General features: G+C 44.1%; 15 protein-coding genes. 8 read left to right on the top strand and 7 right to left on the bottom strand.

Translation table 11 applies throughout. The annotated features are described in order from the left end of the window. Positions 1–120: 120 nt before the first annotated feature. The 3 genes from JV36_RS0105535 to JV36_RS0105525 all read left to right on the top strand — a co-directional run bounded on the left by JV36_RS0105535 (position 121) and on the right by JV36_RS0105525 (position 2,438). Positions 121–927, top strand: coding sequence for an alpha/beta fold hydrolase (locus tag JV36_RS0105535; protein ID WP_032096403.1), 807 nt, complete (start codon positions 121–123; stop codon positions 925–927). Then, positions 924–1,814, top strand: coding sequence for a GGDEF domain-containing protein (locus tag JV36_RS0105530; RefSeq protein ID WP_052010207.1), 891 nt, complete (start codon positions 924–926; stop codon positions 1,812–1,814). The genes JV36_RS0105535 and JV36_RS0105530 overlap by 4 nt, the downstream gene beginning before the upstream one ends. 120 nt (positions 1,815–1,934) lie before the next feature. Next, complete coding sequence (locus JV36_RS0105525; protein ID WP_152561555.1) at positions 1,935–2,438, top strand: CreA family protein; 504 nt, start codon at positions 1,935–1,937, stop codon at positions 2,436–2,438. A gap of 58 nt (positions 2,439–2,496) precedes the next feature. Here JV36_RS0105525 and JV36_RS0105520 read toward each other — a convergent pair whose 3' ends face one another. Next, positions 2,497–3,255, bottom strand: a complete 759-nt coding sequence (locus JV36_RS0105520) for a MipA/OmpV family protein (protein ID WP_235207780.1) — start codon at positions 3,253–3,255, stop codon at positions 2,497–2,499. Positions 3,256–3,580: 325 nt separating this feature from the next. On the opposite strand from JV36_RS0105520, the gene JV36_RS0105515 reads away from it, so the two are divergent. After that, positions 3,581–4,516 (top strand): BadF/BadG/BcrA/BcrD ATPase family protein, encoded by a 936-nt coding sequence (locus tag JV36_RS0105515; protein WP_052010208.1) that lies wholly within the window; start codon positions 3,581–3,583, stop codon positions 4,514–4,516. Between the two features lie 158 nt (positions 4,517–4,674). Here the strand turns inward: JV36_RS0105515 and JV36_RS0105510 are convergent, their stop codons facing one another. The 4 genes from JV36_RS0105510 to JV36_RS0105495 all read right to left on the bottom strand — a co-directional run bounded on the left by JV36_RS0105510 (position 4,675) and on the right by JV36_RS0105495 (position 11,971). Continuing rightward, positions 4,675–6,267 carry an ABC-F family ATPase gene (locus JV36_RS0105510; protein ID WP_032096404.1) on the bottom strand — a complete coding sequence of 531 codons (1,593 nt, stop codon included), beginning with the start codon at positions 6,265–6,267 and terminating at the stop codon, positions 4,675–4,677. A gap of 287 nt (positions 6,268–6,554) precedes the next feature. Next, positions 6,555–7,748, bottom strand: a complete 1,194-nt coding sequence (locus tag JV36_RS0105505) for a patatin-like phospholipase family protein (protein ID WP_081926542.1) — start codon at positions 7,746–7,748, stop codon at positions 6,555–6,557. Positions 7,749–7,943: 195 nt separating this feature from the next. Then, on the bottom strand, positions 7,944–10,355 hold the full coding sequence (locus JV36_RS0105500) for a YbcC family protein (RefSeq protein WP_032096405.1): 2,412 nt from the start codon (positions 10,353–10,355) through the stop codon (positions 7,944–7,946). Beyond that, entirely contained in the window at positions 10,355–11,971 is a 1,617-nt protein-coding gene (locus JV36_RS0105495) for an NADH-quinone oxidoreductase subunit L (protein ID WP_032096406.1), read from the bottom strand. The genes JV36_RS0105500 and JV36_RS0105495 overlap by 1 nt, the downstream gene beginning before the upstream one ends. Positions 11,972–12,226: 255 nt before the next feature. On the opposite strand from JV36_RS0105495, the gene JV36_RS0105490 reads away from it, so the two are divergent. Next, the gene (locus tag JV36_RS0105490; protein ID WP_052010209.1) at positions 12,227–13,195 is read left to right on the top strand and encodes an L-threonylcarbamoyladenylate synthase; all 969 of its coding nucleotides are present in this window, start codon (positions 12,227–12,229) and stop codon (positions 13,193–13,195) included. Here JV36_RS0105490 and JV36_RS0105485 read toward each other — a convergent pair. Next, complete coding sequence (locus tag JV36_RS0105485; protein ID WP_235207806.1) at positions 13,192–14,064, bottom strand: LysR family transcriptional regulator; 873 nt, start codon at positions 14,062–14,064, stop codon at positions 13,192–13,194. The genes JV36_RS0105490 and JV36_RS0105485 overlap by 4 nt on opposite strands. Positions 14,065–14,404: 340 nt before the next feature. Here JV36_RS0105485 and JV36_RS0105480 point away from each other — a divergent pair, with 340 nt between their 5' ends. Then, the gene (locus JV36_RS0105480) at positions 14,405–15,490 is read left to right on the top strand and encodes a mechanosensitive ion channel family protein (protein ID WP_032096408.1); all 1,086 of its coding nucleotides are present in this window, start codon (positions 14,405–14,407) and stop codon (positions 15,488–15,490) included. A gap of 74 nt (positions 15,491–15,564) precedes the next feature. Here JV36_RS0105480 and JV36_RS0105475 read toward each other — a convergent pair whose 3' ends face one another. After that, complete coding sequence (locus JV36_RS0105475; protein WP_081926541.1) at positions 15,565–16,206, bottom strand: HvfX family Cu-binding RiPP maturation protein; 642 nt, start codon at positions 16,204–16,206, stop codon at positions 15,565–15,567. 479 nt (positions 16,207–16,685) lie between these two features. Here JV36_RS0105475 and JV36_RS0105470 point away from each other — a divergent pair, with 479 nt between their 5' ends. Beyond that, positions 16,686–17,285, top strand: a complete 600-nt coding sequence (locus JV36_RS0105470) for a PEP-CTERM sorting domain-containing protein (RefSeq protein ID WP_152561556.1) — start codon at positions 16,686–16,688, stop codon at positions 17,283–17,285. After that, entirely contained in the window at positions 17,285–21,367 is a 4,083-nt protein-coding gene (gene pulA / locus JV36_RS0105465; protein ID WP_052010210.1) for a pullulanase-type alpha-1,6-glucosidase, read from the top strand. The genes JV36_RS0105470 and pulA overlap by 1 nt, the downstream gene beginning before the upstream one ends. Positions 21,368–21,405 lie beyond the last annotated feature (38 nt).

Here is a 21,405-nt window from a genome sequence, read left to right as displayed (position 1 = left end):
CTACACTTGGTTTCTTAGAAGTTAGTAATGCGTTGGTTTGAGATAAGGACATCGTGCTAAAAAACTGGCAGCTAGGGTAAGCAAATCACCTGTTATGCAAAAAATGTTGGTAGAACAGATATGTACTTAGAAACAGATATCATACAGCGCAACAATGTGCGCGTTACTGGTAAGGGTGAAGTCACTCTTTTGCTAGCTCATGGTTTTGGTTGCGATCAGCGTATGTGGGATTACCTCATTCCCTTTTTTGAAGAAAGCTACAAAATCGTTCTGTTTGATTATGTTGGATGCGGGCAGTCTGACCTCAATGCATTCGATAAAAAAAGATATTCTCAGCTTAGCGGTTATGCAAAAGACGTTGAAGAAATCTGTGATTCGCTAGCACTTAGCAACGTAATTTTTATTGGACACTCTGTGAGCAGCACCATCGGCATGTACGCAGCTATCGAACGTCCAGACTTAATTGGCAAGCTGATCATGGTCTGTCCTTCTCCGTGCTTCTTGAATTTACCGCCCGATTACATGGGAGGGTTTGAAAAAGAGGACTTAGAAGAACTTATCAATTTAATGGATAAGAATTATCTTGGATGGGCGAGTTATTTTGCTCCTTTAGCCATTGGAGAGGGGAATGGTGATTCGTTTAAACAGGAGCTAGAAAGCAGTTTTTGCTCGACCGACCCCAGCTATGCTAAACCCTTTGCGAAAGCCACGTTTTTTGCTGACGATAGGCACTTATTGCCCAAGCTCACTACGCCAACACTCATACTTCAAAGTCAGGACGATACTCTGGTATCCGTTGAGGTTGGACAGTACATGCATAAAGCAATTGAGCACTCGGTACTCAATGTTTTAGAAGCTAAAGGGCACTGCCTGCATATGACAACGCCCGAGCAAGTGGCGTGTGCTATCGAGGAGTTTCTCGATTGAGACAAGTAGAGGTAGATAACTTCCCCTGCCTGCTGTTTGTGACTCATCTTGAAAGCACTCAAGTACTATCAGGTAATGGCTATGCACAGCAATTTTTACACATTTGCTTCGACGAGCTCTCGCTAACGTTGACTGATGTTCTATCGAAAGCCTCGCTTATTTTTTATGAAAGTTATGTAAAGCCGATTCTTATAAATAATGGTATTTTTACGGAGGTGCAGTTAACGTTAATCACTCGACGAGGCGATAGAATACCCGCAGTGGCGAATATACGCTTAGTTGGCGGTACACTATTTTGGGCCGTTTATCCTGCCGAAGAACGGGATAAGCTTTACCAAGAACTGGTCTTAGCGCGAGAAAGCTTAGAGGAGAAAACGGAAGAGCTCACTCGCTTAACGCGTTTAGATCCGCTGACTTCTTTGCTAAATCGCAGGGCATTAAATACTGATCTCACCAAGATAATCACATTTATGAGGCGCAAATACGTGCCCGTATGCCTGGTGCTTATCGATATCGATTACTTTAAACTCATTAACGATAATTTTGGTCATGAATACGGCGATGAAGTGCTACTAAGGTTGGCGTCTATGTTAACTGCTGTGGTGAGAGAAAGTGACCTTGTTGCTCGTTGGGGAGGTGAAGAGTTTCTCGTTGCGCTTTACAACACCCATCTTCAAGATGTTCAATATTATTGCGATCGAATTCATGAAGCCGTTCACAAAATTCGTCTACCGAATAGCAAAAAGCTCACAGTAAGTATTGGTGTCGCTGCAATAGAGCCTCAAGACCTAGGAGATAAAGACGTTATTGCTAAGAAAATTAGCAAAGCAGATGACGCGTTATATAAAGCAAAAAATAATGGTAGAAACCAAACTCAATTAGGCTGAATGATTGCTATAACTCTATTTCATGCGCTTATGGACGTTTTTGGTTCAAAGAGTAGAAGTACAAAGTAGCTAAATCGACGCACGCGATTGATGCAATGTAAAAGGCAAAAAAGGATGGAAATGAAAAAATTGATCTTACAGGGTAGTGATGGAACTACATTAAGTACGTTACTGCGTAGAACTATTTTCTTAGCTTTTTTAGCGATTGGGGGCGTAGCCGGTTGCAGCGACAGTGAAGTAGGGGATGTGTCTCTTGGATTATTTACCACCAAAGATATCAAAATAGACGCATTAGTCGACCCCATAGTGACAGGCGTTACCTGTCATATTTCAAGCATCGAAGCCGATTTAGACTTTTCAGATCCGTCTGATAGCGCCATCGCCTGCAGACAAACCGGACCGATAACCGCAGAAATGCTGGCGAATATCGATAAATCGCCCTCCGGTGATGTGATTTTTAGAAAGTCTAAAAGTGTGTTTTTCAAAAACATGAAGCTTCGCCGCATTTACGACGAAGAATCAAAAACACTGATGTATTTGTCATACAGCACAAAAGAAACATCGGGCAGTTATAAACACAGTCTTTCTACAGTGCCTTTATGGGAAACCGAGGCGTTTAATTAAGCACTGATATTGGCTTAAGACAGCGCCAATAAACGTTGTCATGGTAATGAGCGCCAGGTTAAAACATGCGGGTGTAAACCAGTGTGGCGCTCAATGCAGTGTCGTCATCGGTGAGTGGACTGTCGCTTATGCTGCTATCAAAAAATGTAGCGCCCACGTCAACTCGGGTCATGCCGCCTAAAAACTTACCCGTAGACACTGCTACTCTTACTTCGGTGTTTGTCGCGCTGCTGCCTTCATACAAACCTCTAAATGCAGTGACTTCTTCAGGGCGCACGCCGTAGTAATAATCCACATAGTTACTGTCTTGAAAGCTAAGGCCAACAGAGGGCTCAATCAAAAAGCCATTTATTCTGAATTGTTTACCTATTCTTGCGGTGGCTTGAAAACCATCGTACTTTCCTAGCATATCGGCATTGGTGGATAAGGAGTATGTCCAGCTTTGCGTGTTGTAATTTGCACTTATTCCAGCGGCAAAACTAAAGTCTCTATCGTCCATTCCTTCAAAGATAAAGCTGTCGGATTCCTCGTAACCGGCGAATACGGGGACTAATTGTGCATCGACTGAGAAGCCCTCTTTTTGAAATACCTGGTAGCTAACAAAAGGCCCATACACCCTGAGTTTTTCACCGGCATAACCAATAATAGGAATAGGAACAATTCGGTTATCGAATCCCGCATAGACATCTTGCGATGCGTTAATGCCAAAGCCATACATCCAGCCTTGAGGTTGTTGTGGAGCTTGGGCGTACGTAAATGTAGAAGCTGTCAGTGCTGACAGCAAGCCGCCTAGTATTAAACTTGTTTGTATTTTCAATTTCGAGCCTCCTTTTTAATAGCAATTTATTCGACCGTTTAAAGCAACGTTTAAATCAGAGATTGAACAGAACTTAAAACAGAACCTAGAGCAGAACCTAGAATAGAACCATAAACAAGAATACATTCATTTGGTCATAATTGATCAGCACTACGGGTTAGTGAGTGTAACCAAGTGTTGCTGCTGTCCTAAGACTACGCCCTTGCAGGCAGACTTTTAGAAAAGAATTCGTGTTGCGTGGTAAAAACCACGTTAGTTGATGATAGCGCTTGTGATAGAGTGGAGGCATATGAAGCAAAGCAATATGAAGTAAATTGACGAGAAAATGGTGAAGCACGAATACATTATTGGCATCGACGGCGGAGGTTCACACTGTCGGGCTGTGTTGCAAAATAGCAATGGAAAGTTAGTTGGAGAGGGAGTCTCTGGGGCATCAAATATAATGAGCGACCCCCAACAGGCACTGCAATCAATAGTGAGTGCATGCAAAGCAGCAATAGCCGATGCCAACCTGTCGCTTTCTCTGTCTGAACTGGTGGTAATGGCAGGGCTTGCCGGCGCCAACATTCCTAAAGCAAAGACTTATTTTCTGTCATTGCCAATGCCGTTTAAACGCATTCACGTAATGAGCGATTTGCATGCCGCCTGCTTTGGTGCCCATGAAGGCGCAAACGGTGGCCTAATTATCTGCGGCACTGGCTCGGCAGCTACGTGTCATCGCGATGGCACATTTAAAGATATTGGTGGTTATGGACTTAGCTTAGGCGACAATGGCAGCGCAGCGTGGCTTGGCCTTCAGGCAGTCAAAAATACATTGCTTACGATGGATGGTGTTCATCAAGAAAGCGCGCTTGCAAAACGAGTGGTTGAGCAACTTCAAGCACGCACAGCTAGCGATGTTGTTACCATTACCTCCTCTTATAAACCAAGTCATTATGGAGAGCTGGCACCCCTTGTTACAGCATGCCATGAAGCAGGCTGCGAATCAGCTACCGAGATTATTCGCGAAGGCGCTCGCTACATTCACTCCATCATAAACACGCTAAACGAGTACTATCGAAGTTTTTGTAAAACAGCGGGCGATTCATCAGTAATGCCAGTGTGTGTGGTGGGTGGGCTTGCGCAAACCTATATTCCGTTATTGCCTAATGATATACAGCAATCGTTATGCACGCCAAAAACAAACGCTCAGCGCGGTGCAATAGGATACTTTTCACAAGTGGATAGCGCGAAGGATAGAGTGAAAGAAGGCGTAAAGTAAAAACGTTCTTAAAGGAGTAGGGCCGATAGTAGCTGGGTCGATAGAAACAGGCTCTATAGGAAAAGTGCTTTGTGCACAATAGTGTGAAAGGTAGGCGCGGTTTAAATAAATAAGGTGGCTTGCGCCACCTTATTTTGTATATAACGTTAACCGTTAACTTACGCTATTTCTTTATGCGACAAGAACTCGTCATAGTTACCATCAAAGTGGTTAAGCTCTTGGTCTTTTATTTCAATAATTTGAGTGGCTAGCGAAGAAACGAACTCTCTGTCGTGGCTAACAAAAATAACCGTGCCATCAAATTTGTAAATAGCATTGTTGAGCGCTTCGATAGACTCCATATCCATGTGGTTAGTAGGCTCATCTAGCACAAGCACGTTGATATCTTGAAGCATTAGCTTGCCAAACAACAGACGGTTTTTCTCACCCCCTGAACACACCTGCACTTTCTTATTAAAGTCATCAGAAGTAAACAGTAAGCGTCCCAGCATGCCTTTTATTTGAAGGTCATCATGCTTTGGACTGCGCCACTGGCTCATCCAGTCAAACAACGTCATATCTTTAGCGAAGTATTTGGCGTTGTCTTGTGGAATGTAACCTATCGCTGCGTTTTCCGCCCACTTAATGTTACCCATTGTAGGCTCTAAATCGTCTACTAAGGTTTTAAGTAGCGTGGTTTTACCTGCACCGTTTTCACCGATAATTGCCAGGCGCTGACCTGCTTCAAGCAACAAGTTAACGTTGCTGAAAAGCGGAAGGTCGGGATAGCTGTGGCCCAGTTCTTCAAGGGTTATGGCTAAGCGATGCAGTTTTTTGTGTTGCTTGTACACAATGTAAGGCTTACGGCGACTCGACGCTTTCACCTCAGACAATTCAATTTTTTCTAAACGGCGAGCACGAGAAGTTGCCTGCTTTGCTTTTGACGCATTAGCAGAGAATCGTGCAACGAAGCCCTGAAGCTCTTCAATTTCAGCAGATTTCTTCGCGTTTTCGTTGTGCAGCTGTTCTTGTACTAACATTGCAGCCTGAACGTAATCGTCGTAGTTACCTGGGTAAGTACGAAGTTCACCGTAGTCAATATCCGACATATGAGTACACACAGAGTTTAAGAAGTGTCTATCATGGGAAATAATGATCATGGTAGATTTACGCTTGTTTAGCTCTTCTGCTAACCAGCTTATGGTGTAAATATCCAAGTTGTTGGTTGGCTCATCAAGTAGCAAAATATCAGGTTCTGCAAACAAGGCTTGAGCAAGAAGAACACGCACTTTTTTACCCGGTGCAATTTCTTTCATTAGGCCAAAGTGGTAGCTTTCATCAATACCGGCAGAGCTTAATATATCGCCTGCTCGGGCTTCAGCTGTGTAACCGTCCATTTCGGCGAACTGAGTTTCAAGATCGGCAACACGCATACCGTCTGCTTCGCTCATATCAGGCTTGCTGTAAATGGCGTCGCGTTCTTGTTTTACTTCCCATAATTCACGGTCACCCATGATAACGGTGTCAACTGCGCTAAATTCTTCAAATGCGAATTGGTTCTGACTTAAAATACCGAGTTTAGTACCCGGTGCCATAGAGACATTGCCAGAAGTCGGTGTAAGTTCACCGCTCAAAATTTTCATGAAGGTAGACTTGCCGCATCCGTTTGCACCAATTAGGCCGTAACGGTTGCCGTTGCCAAATTTGGCAGAAATGTTTTCAAACAGTGGCTTAGAGCCAAACTGCATCGTAATATTAGCGGTGGTTATCAAAACAGGTATCCAGGGGAGTAAATCAGAAGATAAAGCTGGGCGCGTTTGTACGCCGAGGCAGCTTGCATTGCGCGCGCACTATAAGGAAATAAGGGCAATATGTCGAGGAAATTTTGAGCTATTGCCCTTATCTTCACACAAATGTCTTAATTCATGCCCTAATTCCTTAGCACTAAAAACTAGCCCCCTTAAAGGGCGTAAAGTCATTTTTTCGACAAGTGCGCTGCTCTAGTGCATTAAAAGGAACAGTGCATTAAAATGAGCTGTGCGCTAAAGAGAACAGCACTCTAAGCAGACAGCCGGTGGGCTCCAAATGCTGTTTGGCTGATAGGTGAGCCATTCATTGCCGCTACAAGCGCTAAATCGTCTGTTGCTGGCAATGCTAAATCATCTGTCGCCGGTAGCGTTACATCATGGTTTTTTGCGGCCTCATACTGAGCTAAAAAGTGCTTTCCTGCGCTTACACCCACGTTATAATCATGACGCAAGTCGCTGTCAGTACTTCCAAGAAGCTTACTGTGCAAGGGTTTGCCAGCAAATATTTGGATAATCTCTACATCTGCTGGTGGGTTTGCGATAAACGCCAACTCTTGCTGATAAGCTTCCTCGTGCTGCACTAAATAATTAATTGTTTTGGGGCAATGACCCGTTGCGCACACTAATGACTTCAATTTGTGTAGCCACGCTGAGCGCGCCTGAAAATTAATATCACCAGTGCGAATAACAACAATTCTCTTCGCGCCGCGCTCGTACGCCTCTCGCACGGGGAGGGGAGCCGCCAAACCGCCATCTAAGTAAAAATCTGATGTAGGTGCCGTTGGCTCACTACAACTGGCATTTTGTTCACCTTTTGTAGGCCCTTTAGCGAAACCTTTCCTCGCTAACGCTCTGTTAGTGCTAGAAACGCTAGTGCGTTCACCGTTATTCGAAGAGGCGTTATAAGCGCTAGCGTTGTAGTCAGTTGTTAGCGCTACGCCTTGCTTATACAAAAAAGGCAATGCGCTAGACGCTTTTAGAAGTTCACGCCATTGATTAGCGCTACCTGTAGGGCTTAAAAAATAAGGCTTGCGATCTCGAGAGTTTGTAGCCGTTATTAATAGCTCCCTGTCTCCTAAATTTTCAGTAGCGGCGCTAAAATCTAATAGTCGATTTGTTTCCTTGGTTTTATCAAAGTACCAATCTAAATCGACAATGTGCTTACCCACCAAGCCGCGGCCAACTTGAAAAAAACGTTTGTGACGCGACAGACCTCTAATTAATCGTTTCGCATATCCTTTTTGCCGCGCTAAAAAGCTGGTTAAGTTTTGCGAGCCTGCTGAGGTTCCAATAAACATGTCGAAAGGGTCGTAATTTTCAGCCAACCACGCGTCGAGCACTCCAGCGGTAAAAATTCCACGCTGTCCCCCGCCTTCTGCAATAAGCGCTAACTTAGTACGCTCGTTTGCTTGAGGTGAGACTGACGATGGGGCTGGAGTGTTCATTTTGGTTACCTGTTCGATAGATAGTTAAGATGAACCAAAGGATATGGCGTTTTACGCCAATGCGAAAATTGAAAGAATGAATCGCAGCGATAGGAAAAACACAGTGACTTGAAAAGCGGAATAAAAGAAGCGATGTGCAAAAAAGACGTCCCTGTCAACACACTTACACACAAACACATTTGCCGGTAGGCAGAATTACATAGAAAGGCCGTGAGACTTGTACCACTTTCCTTTGTAAAGTCTTTCTATGACAGCCTGCTTTTCCCAGCTAAATAAATATATCCAGTCGTTATCAATAAGCTCTTGCAACATGGTGTGTTTATTCACAATGTCGAGAATTTTGTGATTTGGGGCAACAATATAAACACCCAGTCGTTGAGGTTGGTGAACCCAGCGCTCGCCGTTGTGTAGCGACTGCTTTGAAAGCCCTATTCGCAAATCACCGGAATTGCCTTCAAACACACCAATATTGTTGCCAACGGCGTTGTGAAGCACCTTGTTTCCACTGCCTAATTTTTCGTTATCCGTTACAGAGGCGTTGTACTGCGCGTTGATCCAGTGGGTAACAATCATTGGCGCTGTCATCAAGGTTTCTAGCACGGAAGAATCCAAATCGGTTTGCCAGGTATAGTCGTGTAAAAAGCTTTTGCCTTCTAAGTCTACTCCTCGAGTACGCTGGCGAGGACCGATAATAAACGACGCGTTTCCTGCAAGACCCCACTCAGGCTGAACTTGAGACCAGTCTTTTGCGCGTTGCTGAAAGCGCTGATCACGCTTTTTGTCCGATTCAAACTGTAAATTGGTACTGTAATGTTTAGCCCGTTCCTTTTGCGCTTGATGCTTGGCTTTTAATAACCAGTTTTTTACTTTCTCTGGTACAGACGTATCAAAACACTCCACGTCGTCGGTAGTCGTATTATGCAGTGCGGGGATAAAGCGCGTATTTCCGGCTATTTTGTGTCCCATGGTTTTAAGTGCTTTGCGAACATCCTCATCATTGAGCAGTTGAGCCAGCACGCGCACATTAACCTCGCCAGATTGACCGCCGCAGGCGCCACAATCAAGACCAGCGGCATGCAGGTTATTTCTAGATTTGCTGCCGTGACCCACTAACAACACAGTGGGAGAGAACTTATTCATTCCCATCATTTTTAGTGCACCCGCAGCTAAGGCTACTTTGTCATCTAGGCCAATAGGGCCGTTTTCATTTTTAATTTCCCAATTGCGCTCATGACTTAATGTGTTCATCGGGTTTTCTTTACTCGATGGAAGCCAAGAGTTTTTCAAAAGTTTAAAGGCATACCACCACCCCGCAGACTCCACCATAGAAAAGCTGCCAAGTGGCGACTTGCTCCATTTGTGCCACGTAGAACGCTGCTGAATAAATTCGGTGCGATGAGATTCAGTACCACTTTCCGATACTGAAAGCTGCGGAGCAAGAAGCCCTGGTAGTTGAGGACGCTTTGCATCTGTATTCGCAGGCGCATAGGCTACTGGCATACCAAAAAAGCCTGCAAACCCCATGGTTTTCACGGAAGGACTTTGCAATTCTAAAACACGACGGATAACTTCAGAGCGCACATCAATGCAAAAGATAGCCTGCACTTCTGCGTGGGTTTGCTCAACCGGCGTACAGCCAATCAATTTAGCCTGTAACCGCTGTTGCTGTTCATACTCGTAGGCATACATCATTACCCACTGGCTTTGCTCTTCTCGTTTAAACTGCGCTATTCTTGCTGGGAGTTGATTTAATACGTAAGACCATCTTGTTCTTACTTGGTTAGCCTCTACAGCATGGTGTTTTTCATAATACCGATACACAATGAGTTCCCAAGCAAGACGAATAGCGAGTAAACCCTGCAGTTCGTTTTCGTCTTTAAGCCAAGTGCGATAAGCAATATAAGAAGACCACCCGTTAATACTCATAATGAGCGCGTAGAAATAGTCTTGCGCTTTGCTGTTATCTAGCGCCAGTGTTTTACTCGCTTCAAGTAGAAGGCCATCAACACTTGTTGGCAGGGTTTCAAATACTTTCTTAAGCCCGCGGGTATTCATCAGTACGTTAATGCCGGCGTCGTGCGTTAACCCATTAAGCCAACTTTTATACAAGGTGTCGGCGGCAGAGTTGCCCTCAACGTGAACAAGAGGAGATTCGTGTTGATAGTACGCCGCGCAAAACTGACTGATTTGAAATAAACACTCATCTTGCCATGTCATTTCACTTGCCGAGCGATAGCTGTCGAAGTGCGTTGTAATAAGTGGAAGCGCTAACTTCTTGGTGGTATCGCCAAGCGTAGACAAAAACGTTGCGCTATCTAGCGTAATACCGTACTGAATTAAACTGTGAGAAATTGCATTGTCTGAGATCTCTCCCTCTTTATACAAATCTAACCAATGAGACGCTGGCATCACGGTTGATATACCGGCAAGGGCATGTACTTTTGCCGATACGTCTTGCTGCGAGCTGTTTATCAGTTTCCAATAGGGGTTTACCGCAATTAATTTATCAAGAGGGAAGTTTGGCGCAACTCCCTCACAAGCTTGGGCTGCCGCTTTGTGAATGCGCTTTTCATCAAGACTTGAGGCGTTAAGTGAGATAACGGTCATTATTGACTCCCAATTTTAGACACTGATGCTGCATGACTAGGTCGCGACTGTTTCTCACGCAGCGTTATTGGATGTAGTTTTAATGTGATTTTGGTAAACCATTCATCGAGGTAAAACCCTGCAAACAAAAGCTGTTTAAAACGCTTCACTGCAATATGATTAGCAAATGTTTGCATGACAAAGTGCAGCGCAAATAGCGTAACTAACAATGCTGATACCCATATGTCCATTAGCGAAAACATGCCAATTGGGGCCGGGTAAGCGGGCACAATATAGCTTTGAATAAGGCCTTTTATTGTTGCGTAAAAGCTTACAAGAGCAATGGTGATAGCCACTAAGATATACATTTGTGTTTGGTCTGAATTAGCGGTTCGCATGGCAAGAAACGCGGTGAATGCCAGCGCCATCAGTACCCAGGGGCTTGCGGGCCCTTGATAGCTAGAAAGTGTAAAGCTAGCAGCTATGACAAGAGAGGTAATAAACGCAGCGTTAAGCCAGTCGGCATAGAGGGGGGCTCGATGGGCGCTAATATCGTGCTCTAAGGTTTCATAAACCGCCGAACCTGTATTTAAAAACGCATAGGCCTTGTAAAACGAGTGAGCAACCAAGTGGATTAGCGCAAGCGAATAAAGCCCCATGGCGCATTCAATAAGCATTAACCCCATTTGTGATGATGTTGACCAAGCAAGTCGTACTTTGATTGTGACGCGGGTTGTCATGATCAATGCACTGAAAAATACACTTAACCCTGCTACAACTAACAGCATCCACTGCGCCTGACTACTTGCAGCAACGAGGGGCGCAAAGGCCAATAACAGATACCCACCCAAGTTTATAACGCCAGCATGAAGTAGCGCACTTACTGGCGTAGGCGCTTCGACAATATTTATAAGCCAGCCATGCGCCGGAAGTTGAGCACATTTTAACAGCGCAGCTGCACTTATTAGGCAGGCGGCATAAGTCGTTAACTCAGCGTTAGTTAATCCACTTTGTGTTTGGATAATCGAACTGGGTTGATTAACGAGGTACAAAATTTCATCGATATACAAGGTGTCGAACGCTAAAAACAGCAATACAAAGGCACCCGCCATCAAGCACTCTGAGGTGCGAGCCAAAATAAACTTTTTATGTGCCGCAATAATGGCGCGTGGGCGCTCGGGATAAAGTAGCAATAAGTTGTGCAAAGAAAGACTGACCGCTAGCCATCCCGCCCAGAAAATAATGAGGTGGTTGGCTAAGATAGTAATAACCACAGAGGACAAGGTAAGCTGCATCCAGCGCAAGAAACGGGGGTAGCAGGCTTCACCCACTAAATAATTGCGAGAAAATCGCATCAGTATGGTGCCTATTGCTACAACCGTTAGCATAACAATGGCTTTCATAGGGGAAATAGAGACTAACATGACACCCACTGCAGTTGTCCCCTCATCAGTAAGCATGCTGCTAGAAAGGCCAGTAGCTAAAGACACGATGAGCAGTGTGATGCTTCCCACAATAGCGACTTTCTCGATATTGACAGTTGAGAACAGTGTGGCTTTTTTACTGGTAAACCAAGACAGTATGGCCCAGAACAGTGGCAGCGAAATTAGCAAAAATGCGCTGGTTTGAGGTGACATGTTTTACTCCTTTTTTGTTTTAAGCAGTAAAGCACGGTCAGTTTAATTTAAAAAATAGATATATATTTAAAAATCGTTCGTATTTTTAACTGTGTTAATTTTTTGTTTTAAGTAAAATGTTGAAAAATATATTGAATGTGAACTTTTGTTGTTAATTCGTTCTGTTTAATGAATGATTTTGTTTGATAATTTGAATTTTATTTTATATTCATTGAGGGCGATCATTACGCTAACAGAATTTTTGTATAACGAAGCATGCAACCTACAACCCCTATTCTTCACTTTCCCAACGACTTAGCACAGGCAACCGCTTTTATTAAAGCAGGTGAGTGCGTAGCTATTAAAACCGAGACGGTATACGGCCTTGCTGCCGATGCATCGAACGAAGATGCGGTGAAAGCCATTTTTAAAGCCAAAGCGCGGCCAGCCACAAACCCGCTTATTGTTCACATTGCCAATATTGCTGATATGAAAAAGTGGGCTAGGGATATTCCATCGCGGGCTTATTTATTGGCTGAAAAATATTGGCCGGGGCCGTTATCACTATTACTAAAAAAGCAGCCATGGGTAAGCGATACCGTCACCGGGGGGCAAGATACCGTGGTGCTGAGAATGCCAGCGAGTGATGATTTCTTATCGTTAATCAACGCGGCGGGAGTTGGGCTTGCTGCTCCCTCTGCCAACAAATACAAGTTTATAAGCCCAACTAGCGCTGCCCACGTGCTTACGTCTTTACATGGACGAATTGCCGCAGTGGTAGATGGAGGAAGGGCGGAAGTGGGTATTGAGTCGACCATTGTTGATGTAACGGGAGAGACGCCCTGCATATTGAGGCCTGGGCCTATCGACCGCGACAGCCTGAAACGCGACTTACAGACCGAAGTCACTTTCAAAAACAATGAGGGCCTTACTGTACCTGGCAGCGTCTTACAGCATTATCAGCCGAATACGCCAGTGAAGATGCTTTCCCAAAACGCGCTAGTGCAAAAGAGATTTACCAAAGGCGAAGGCTTAATAGCTCTTTCACCCTGCACATGGCCTTTAGAAAAAAGAAACTACATTCAACTTTCTTCAACGCCTCAGCAATACAGTCGCGACTTTTATGATGCACTGCATGAATTAGATAAACAGGGGCTGAGTTGTATTTATATTGAAGCCTTACCTAATACCGATTCGTGGTTTGCACTGAATAATCGAGTAAGCAGAGTAGTGGCTTTGGGCTAACTTTTCGTTTGTTCAATCAACTGTTGAACGTGGGGAGAAACCCGTTTTTTCGATAGGGTAACGGCATAAAAATGTTCGTAGGCGTCGGGCAGGCTTTGTTGAATATGTAAAAGGCCATTGGCAATTTCATCGCGAACTACCACTTCAGGCATAATTGAAAAGGCGCCGCTATCTCGAGCTAACAATCTAAGCATCGCCATGTCGTTGGTTTCTGCCTTTATTTTGGGGGTGTATTGAAATTTGGCGCAAGCAATACTAAATGCAGAGCGAATTTCACTATTCTGAGAAGGCAGAACCCAGGTCGCATCCCCATAACTATTGGGGAACTTACGGGTTCGCTGAGGCTTAGTAGGCCCAATAATTTCAATGGCTTGGCGGGAAACTAATTCGCTGTGCCATATGGCGTTTTGCTGACCTAATTCAACATTGTGATTGGTGAGTATAATGTCGAATTTAAAGCTAGAAAGGCCATCGAGCAGGTTTTCTAGGCTATCTGTTTGCAAAGAGAAAGTAGCAAATTTATCGTTTATAAGCGGTAGCGTAAAACTTTCTACAAAGTTTCGAGATAAGTTCGATAACACGCCAATTGAAACGTGCCTATGTTGAGTGGGTAGCCCCTTATTGATCAAACTCTCTAGTTCTTCGCCTTTCGAAAATATGTCGTCGGCGTAGGCAAGTACCTGCTTGCCCTCGGGCGTTAGAATAAGTGAACGCCCCTTGCGGGTGAGAAGCTCTATACCTAAGTGTTGTTGAAACTGTTTAAGCTGGGCCGATATAGCCGATTGTGAAAGGTGAATTTCGTTGGCTACCTGGGTTAAATTACCGGTATTCGCGACGCGCCAAAAATAATACAAATGATGATAATTCATTCTCGACACGAGGTTATCTCCGTAGCTTTAGTAAGTCTCTGATTTAGCGTTAAATTTAACGGTTAACGCCGTTTATACTACCGCAAAAAATGAGACGGTGCAGTATCCTGTTAGTTCTATTCCTCGTTTGCCCTTTCAAAATTAGTAGAAAGTGCCTGTGGTGACAGACTCATTTGCACGGCACAGCCGGTAAAACATCTCGATAGCATAAGCCTAAAACTTACGGCGCAAAAGTTGCAGTGCACTAGGGGATGACTAGACCAGTAAGCAACCACGCTATTGAAAAGAGCAGGTAGTTTAAAGTGGCACACGCCAGCACTACGCGGGAGACAAGGCTGACATGGACATAGCAAGTACGTTAGAGCCCAAACAGCTGGCAGCGATAGCCGGCTTATTCTTGGCTGTTGTCATTCTTTTTTTGGTAAAACGTCTTGTTTTGGTGCGTTTGAAAGAAAAAGCTCGCTCCGAAACTAGCAGTATGTCGGGTATGTATCGGGTACTCGTCTTATCCTTAAACGCACCCCTTAGCCTAACTATATGGGTAATATTTTTACTGCTTGTAAAAAGCGTGGTATCTGTTTTTAAAGTAGACGATGAACGCACGCTTACAGTACTTAATGTGCTTATTGAGTCGAGCATTATCATCACGTTGTTCCTTTTCTTAGAGCGTTTTCTTACCTATTCCCTACGTCGCTACAAAGACCAGTCGTCTTTAGTTAAAAATACCAGTGCCATTGCCGGTGGTGCGCTTCGGGCAGTATTAGCTGTTCTGGCCATTCTCATTATTTTAAGCGCTATGGGTATTTCTATAACGCCCATTGTGGCATCACTAGGTATTACCTCTTTGGCGGTGGCGTTAGCACTGCAGCCTACCCTTGAAAACTTCTTTTCAGGCATTCAGTTAGTGATGGATAAGCCTATTCGAATAGGTGACTACATAGAGCTAGATTCAGGCGAGCAAGGCTTTGTTGAAAAGATTGGCTGGCGCTCAACCTGGGTAAGAATGCTACCAAACAATATTGTTATTGTGCCCAACAGTAAGCTGTCTAATTCAAAGTTGATTAATTACTACTATCCCGAGCGGGAGCTATCGGTGCCTGTGGAATTAGGCGTGCATTACAGTTCTGACCTAGATCACGTTGAAAGAGTGTGTTTAGAGGTAGCCAAACATACACTGCACACCCATGAATACGGAGTAGATACCTACGAGCCGTTTGTGCTTTTTCATACCTTCGATAGTTCGAGCATTAACCTTACGGTAATGCTGCGAACCCGTGAATACTTCAACCGCTTCTTTATTAAAAGTGCGTTTATTAAATTGCTTAAAAAGCGCTTTGACGAAGAAGGTATCGTTATTCCATTTCCTATTGCTGCAATTAATCTTCAGCAAGAGCAGCAACAGGAGCAGCAGCAAGAACAAAAATAAAAGCAGCAACAAGGCCGGGAATAAAAACAGCAATAGGAGTAAGCCAATAGCCATAGGTAACAAGGTTGTTAGTGCTACCTATTTCTTGTTAAAAAGTAATCGGCGCTCACGTATTTTCCGCCGCCGTAAATAAGTAGTACGAGTAACATAACAAAATAGGTGGCGGCGAATTCAATGCCATTATTTAACACCACAATATTGCCACTTGAAGTTAGCCAGTCGTAGTTGCCGTGGGTTTGAAGCAGTGATTTGGCAGCATCTAGCTTTTCAGGAGCATCCATAATGCGCTCGTTAAGCAAAATAGTACCATCAGCCAGCCACGAAGAGGCATCAGAAATAGCTAGCCAGCCGTTTTTTCCATGCACGGTTACCATGGCCACCAGCATGGTTATTAGCAAAGGAACGCTAACTAATCGCGTCAGCAAGCCAAACAAAAGAAAGATGCCGCCAACCAGTTCAGCCGCTGTAGCCAGTAGCGCAAGCACAAATGGAAAGGGTAGCCCTAAACCGTAATCTTCATTACCGAACCAATCTACTATTCCTGAAAAGCTGCTGGCTTTATTCCAACCGGCCTGAATCATAACTGGCGCTAGATAAAGCCTTATTAATAGTAATGCTACCCCATCGAAATGGTGTAAACGCTTAACAGTATTGTCGTATTTTGAAATGAGCACGGCGATAAACCTTAAATGTGAATTTTTAAATAAGAACGCCATACGTGCAAAAAAATTTCATGCCAATAAAATTTCATGTTTTGTAGAAAGTCATTTTAAAGAAGGAGAAATACCAAAAATCTCGCCGCATTAACTGGATGTTTTTTGGGTTGAAATAGAGTGCTATCGCATAAAGTTTTTTCTCGCTGGGTTTCAAAATATGAAATTACACAACGGGCTTCGCTTTTGAATTCCGCCACATCAGCACCTTCCGTTAATCTCAATATTCCTATAATTACTGTTCATTTCTAGATTTTTATCTACACGTTCGGTGATTTTACGTAGATGTGCCTTATTTCTTTTGCATACGTATTCAGCGCTCTTTTAGGGGCTAAACGCTAGTAAGCAAGTATCCCTTCCAATAGCATGTGTGGAAAATAAACATTTTGTTAACACAAAATGGACTTCTTTAACAAAAAGGTGAAATGATGAATTTCAGGTTTATAACGGCAGTTACACTACTTTTTATATGCGCTCAGGTTATGTGCACACGGGCTAATGCTAGCCTTATTCCCAACGGCGATTTTCAAACATGCAGCTTCGATGGGTGGAGTTTAGACACAGACTTGTTGGGTGAACCCGATGATACCAGTGACTTCTCGATAATAAACAATGCAGGTCAATGTTCTGCGCAAATTACTCTAGAGAATTCGATGCTCGTCAACTTTAACAACTCATTGATTACACAGCTCGATTTATCAGATGTTGCCAATGGTGTGTCGTTAGATTTAAGTTTTGATTGGATATTCAGTGGGCTCGACTTACAAACCGACATCGAATCTGATTTGTTCTCAGTATATCTAAACGATGGGATTGATATCGAACCACTATTTTCTGTATTTGAAAACGGCAGCGGCACATTTACCACGCAAATTGATAATAGTTACGATGGCTTTTTTCTTGAATTTGTATTGCAGCCTGGCTTCAACACTGAGTCATTTGCCTCAACGTTCATTATCGATAATGTCGCCCTGACTGAAGAAGTAGATGTGCCAGCGCCTCACACTTCATTATTAATGGCAATGGGACTAGCCATTATTGGCATTCGTCGTAAGCATCAAGATAAAAGGGGAGCATTATAATGAACAAGTTATCAATGATGTGCCTACCTTTACTAGCGCTTACAGGCGCGCCATCGTTTGCAGATTGGCAACAAACAGAGGCCGCTGATACAAGTTACCTTAAGCGCCCTATGCTCGATCGTATTAATCGACAATACGTCACTACAGTTACGGTTGAAAATACGGGCGATTCGATATTACTAGGCCCTTTACGTGTCATGGTGAACGCTAGCAGCCATGCGTTGATGAATGCCAGTGGAGAAGAAGACGGCGTACCTTACTTAACGCTAGATACTGAGCAACTGGCACCTGGAGAACGCGCTACTGTAAACGCTAGATTGGAACTGCGTAGAGCCCGCCTTTCCTTAGACCTTTCAGTGCAGGGGGTTGTTGAAGACAGCGGGGGCTCGGGTCTAACACTCGCTGAAAATCAGATTGCTGTATTTTATGACCGCGACGATGGTCAATACGACGGATGGGGCTTACACCTTTGGAATGGCCAAGCATGTGGCAATTACGCTGAGCCTACTACACAAAGTTCTCATTTTAGTAATTGGAATGATCCCTATCCTGCTGACGGAGTTCATCCCGATTATGGTGCGTATTACATAATGTCGGTGGAGCCTGGAGCCGACTGCTATAACTTTATTTTACATAAAGGAAATGAAAAACCGCTAGGCGACGCTGATAGTCAATTTGAACCTGAATTTGGTAACCAAGTTTTCACGTTTAATGGCTTTCCAGAGCTTTGGTATACACCCGTAGCTAACCGTCCTCAGTTTCTAGACGGTGCAAGAGCTCACTGGATGGATAGTAATACCTTGCTTTGGCTTACTGAGCACAGCGATGCCGTAAATATATCGCTGTATCATTCGTCTGACGCGAGCCTTGATATAGAGAGCTCGGGTGTGTCGTTGTTAAATACCGATGCATTGAGTTCAGCATCTAGCACTCCTATGTATTTAGATGCGCCAGAGCAAGTTCATTACAACAATAATCCGCACTTAAGTGGGTTTACCGGCTTCTCAATCGATGTAAGCGAATCGCAAGCTAAGCAGATGCTGACAGGTCAGCTTATTGCCGTTGCTGCCGATGCTGAAGGAAACATTGTTGATTCAACGCGAGTTCAAATTCCAAGAGTTCTAGACTATTTATATACACGTACTAACAATGACGCAAATGAAGCGAAGTTAGGCGTAGACTATAGTAACGAGTCAGTGACCGCTTCAGTATGGGCACCAACTGCCCAGTCGGTTACATTAAAGGTGTACAACAAAGCAAAAGCGCTACAAAACACCTATCCTATGATACTTGATTCAGACACAGGTATTTGGCGTCACACGGGTGAAAAGGCAACGTTAGACAGGCAGTTTTATCGCTATGAACTGTCGGTATACCACCCACTCACACAAAACATTGAATTAGTTGAGACAACCGACCCTTATTCAATTTCCCTGTCCACAAATGGCCGCTTTACTCAATTTGTAAATCTTGATGATGCAGACTTGAAACCAGCAGGCTGGGATACTCACGTTGTTCCAGCAGCGAAGGATCCTGAAGATATCATTATTTACGAAAGTCACATTCGCGACTTTAGTATTCTCGATGAGAGTACCAGTGCTGAACATCGCGGTAAATATATGGCATTTACCGAGCTTAATTCTGCTCCAGTTCAACATTTACAGTCGTTACAACGTGCAGGCCTCACCCATTTTCACATGTTGCCGGCGAACGATATAGCAACTATTCGAGAAGATGAACAAGGCCGCGTAGATGTTACCGATACCGTAGGCAAACTGTGTAGTTTAAATGCCCAAGCGCCTGTCTGCGGTGTGGAAAATGACAACGCGATTATTTTAGATGTACTGCAAAGTTATTCACCTAGCACTGTTCAAGCACAAGCGTTAGTAGACTCAATGCGTGCCTTTGACGGTTTTAATTGGGGCTACGACCCACACCATTTTGCTGCGCCAGAGGGAAGCTATGCTACGGCTCCAGACGGTGAGGCTCGAGTTTTAGAAATGCGCGCAATGAACCAAGCGCTTCATGAAATGGGTCTGCGTGTAGTGCTCGACGTGGTGTATAACCACACGGCATCATCGGGGCTTTACGATACATCGTTACTCGATAAAGTAGTACCTGGATACTACCAGCGCTTAAGTGAAACCACTGGCAGTATAGAGAACTCAACATGTTGTGAAAATACCGCTACTGAGCACGTCATGATGGCAAAACTAATGAACGATTCGTTAGTCAGTTTTGCTAAAGAGTTTGGATTCGATTCATTCCGCTTTGATTTAATGGGGCATATACCGAAGCAAGCCATTTTAGATGCTCGTGAAGCCGTACGCGAAGTAGACTCAGATACCTATTTTTATGGAGAAGGTTGGAATTTTGGTGAAGTGGTTAACAATCGCAGATTTGAGCAGGCGGCCCAGCTTAATATGGCTGGATCTGAAATAGGTACCTTCTCAGACAGACAGCGAGAGGCAGTGCGAAATGCAGCTCTATTTAACACAGGGGGAAGCCTTCACGATCAAGATACGATAAGAATTGGCTTAGTGGGCAATGTAGGTAGTTATCAATTTGTAGCCGCAGACGGTACTTACTTGTCTACCTACGACTATAGTTGGAACGGACAGCCGGCCGGCTACAGTGATGACCCCGCTGATACCGTTAACTATATTTCTAAGCACGACAATGAGGCACTTTGGGATCAGCTTCAATATGGTTTGCCAAGTGATATGGCAGTACAAGATCGCGTTCGCATTCAAAACGTTGCTCTTTCTATTCCTTTGCTAAGCCAGGGGATCCCATTTCTCCACATGGGCTCAGATCTAATTCGCTCTAAATCAATGGACCGAAACACTTACGATGCAGGTGATTGGTTCAATAGAGTCGACTTTACCAAGACAACAAATAATTGGAATATCGGCTTACCGTTAGCGCAAGATAACGAGGCGAAATGGGGAGAGATTAGCAGCGTTTCAGCGAATACTAACGCGCAGTTTGGCTCTGAAGATATTCAGCTGACTTCCTCACTGTTTAAAGAGTTTCTTAATATTCGGTCTACAAGCAAATTGTTTAGGCTAACAAGTGCAGAAGCTATTTCAGAGCGTATTCGTTTTCACAATACGGGGCAGGGGCAAGTACAAGGGTTAATTGTGATGAGTCTTGATGACGGTATTGGCCTTGCCGACCTGGACGCAAACAATGATGCAATTGTGGTGCTATTTAACGGAACACAAAGCACACAGAGTTTCAGCATAGTCGATGCACTCGGCTTTGAGCTTCATTCCAATCAGCAGACGTCTGCCGATGAACGAGTACAAAATGCATCGTTTAGCAACAGTACATTCAGTTTGCCAGCGCTTACTACTGCAATATTTGTTAAGCCGCAAAATGGCGAACAAGGGTACGGACTGTCAGCCTTGCCACCCTATGGCGATAGAACAGTATTTCTTCGCGGAAGTATGAACAACTGGGATATGTCTTTACCTCTTGAGTATGTGGGTAATGATAAATATCGTCTTACCGCCAATTTGTTTGAAGGCACTTACCAATTCAAGCTGGCGGATGAATATTTCGACGTGGCAAACATTGGTGGTGGTTTCGCGGTAGGAGCTGGGCAGTCGTTTACACTCAGTAATGGCGGTAATAACCTTACACTGAACATTATTAAAGACGGCGACTATACTTTTGAGTTAGATGCTTCAAATGATGCCAATCCAGTGCTCACTATCTCTAATGAAAACCCTGATGCAATACCTGCACCTTATGGCAATACCGCTATTTATTTACGCGGCATCATGGGCGATTGGGGAACGTCTCGACCAATGACATACGAAGGGGCAGGGGTTTACGCTATAAGTACTTTTGTTAGTGCTGGTACCTACGAATTTAAAGTAGCGGAAGCTAACTGGTCTAGCCCGAATTTAGGCAGTAACGGTGGCTCAATTAATGTAGGAGAATCTATATCGTTAACGCAAGGCGCTGGTAACGTACAATTGACGGTAAGCCAATCGCAAACGTTGCGCTTTGAGATAGACGCGAGCGATACCAGTTCGCCGATTATCCTAGTGCAGGGACCGGAACAATATTAGGCTATTTATAAATCTGCTAAAAATACATAATGGGGCGA

Source organism: Alteromonas sp. LOR (genome assembly GCF_000753865.1).
Lineage (GTDB): Bacteria > Pseudomonadota > Gammaproteobacteria > Enterobacterales > Alteromonadaceae > Alteromonas.
This window is presented reverse-complemented; position numbering and strand designations above follow the sequence as displayed.

What these genes read in the sequence shown, in the direction of transcription:
- JV36_RS0105505 (WP_081926542.1), bottom strand. Translation starts at nt 7,748, where the DNA reads ATGAACACTCCAGCCCCATCGTCAGTCTCACCTCAAGCAAACGAGCGT.
- JV36_RS0105470 (WP_152561556.1), top strand. Translation starts at nt 16,686, where the DNA reads ATGTGCACACGGGCTAATGCTAGCCTTATTCCCAACGGCGATTTTCAA.
- pulA (WP_052010210.1), top strand. Translation starts at nt 17,285, where the DNA reads ATGAACAAGTTATCAATGATGTGCCTACCTTTACTAGCGCTTACAGGC.
- JV36_RS0105490 (WP_052010209.1), top strand. Translation starts at nt 12,227, where the DNA reads ATGCAACCTACAACCCCTATTCTTCACTTTCCCAACGACTTAGCACAG.
- JV36_RS0105525 (WP_152561555.1), top strand. Translation starts at nt 1,935, where the DNA reads ATGAAAAAATTGATCTTACAGGGTAGTGATGGAACTACATTAAGTACG.
- JV36_RS0105500 (WP_032096405.1), bottom strand. Translation starts at nt 10,355, where the DNA reads ATGACCGTTATCTCACTTAACGCCTCAAGTCTTGATGAAAAGCGCATT.
- JV36_RS0105485 (WP_235207806.1), bottom strand. Translation starts at nt 14,064, where the DNA reads ATGAATTATCATCATTTGTATTATTTTTGGCGCGTCGCGAATACCGGT.
- JV36_RS0105480 (WP_032096408.1), top strand. Translation starts at nt 14,405, where the DNA reads ATGGACATAGCAAGTACGTTAGAGCCCAAACAGCTGGCAGCGATAGCC.
- JV36_RS0105475 (WP_081926541.1), bottom strand. Translation starts at nt 16,206, where the DNA reads ATGGCGTTCTTATTTAAAAATTCACATTTAAGGTTTATCGCCGTGCTC.
- JV36_RS0105495 (WP_032096406.1), bottom strand. Translation starts at nt 11,971, where the DNA reads ATGTCACCTCAAACCAGCGCATTTTTGCTAATTTCGCTGCCACTGTTC.
- JV36_RS0105515 (WP_052010208.1), top strand. Translation starts at nt 3,581, where the DNA reads ATGGTGAAGCACGAATACATTATTGGCATCGACGGCGGAGGTTCACAC.
- JV36_RS0105535 (WP_032096403.1), top strand. Translation starts at nt 121, where the DNA reads ATGTACTTAGAAACAGATATCATACAGCGCAACAATGTGCGCGTTACT.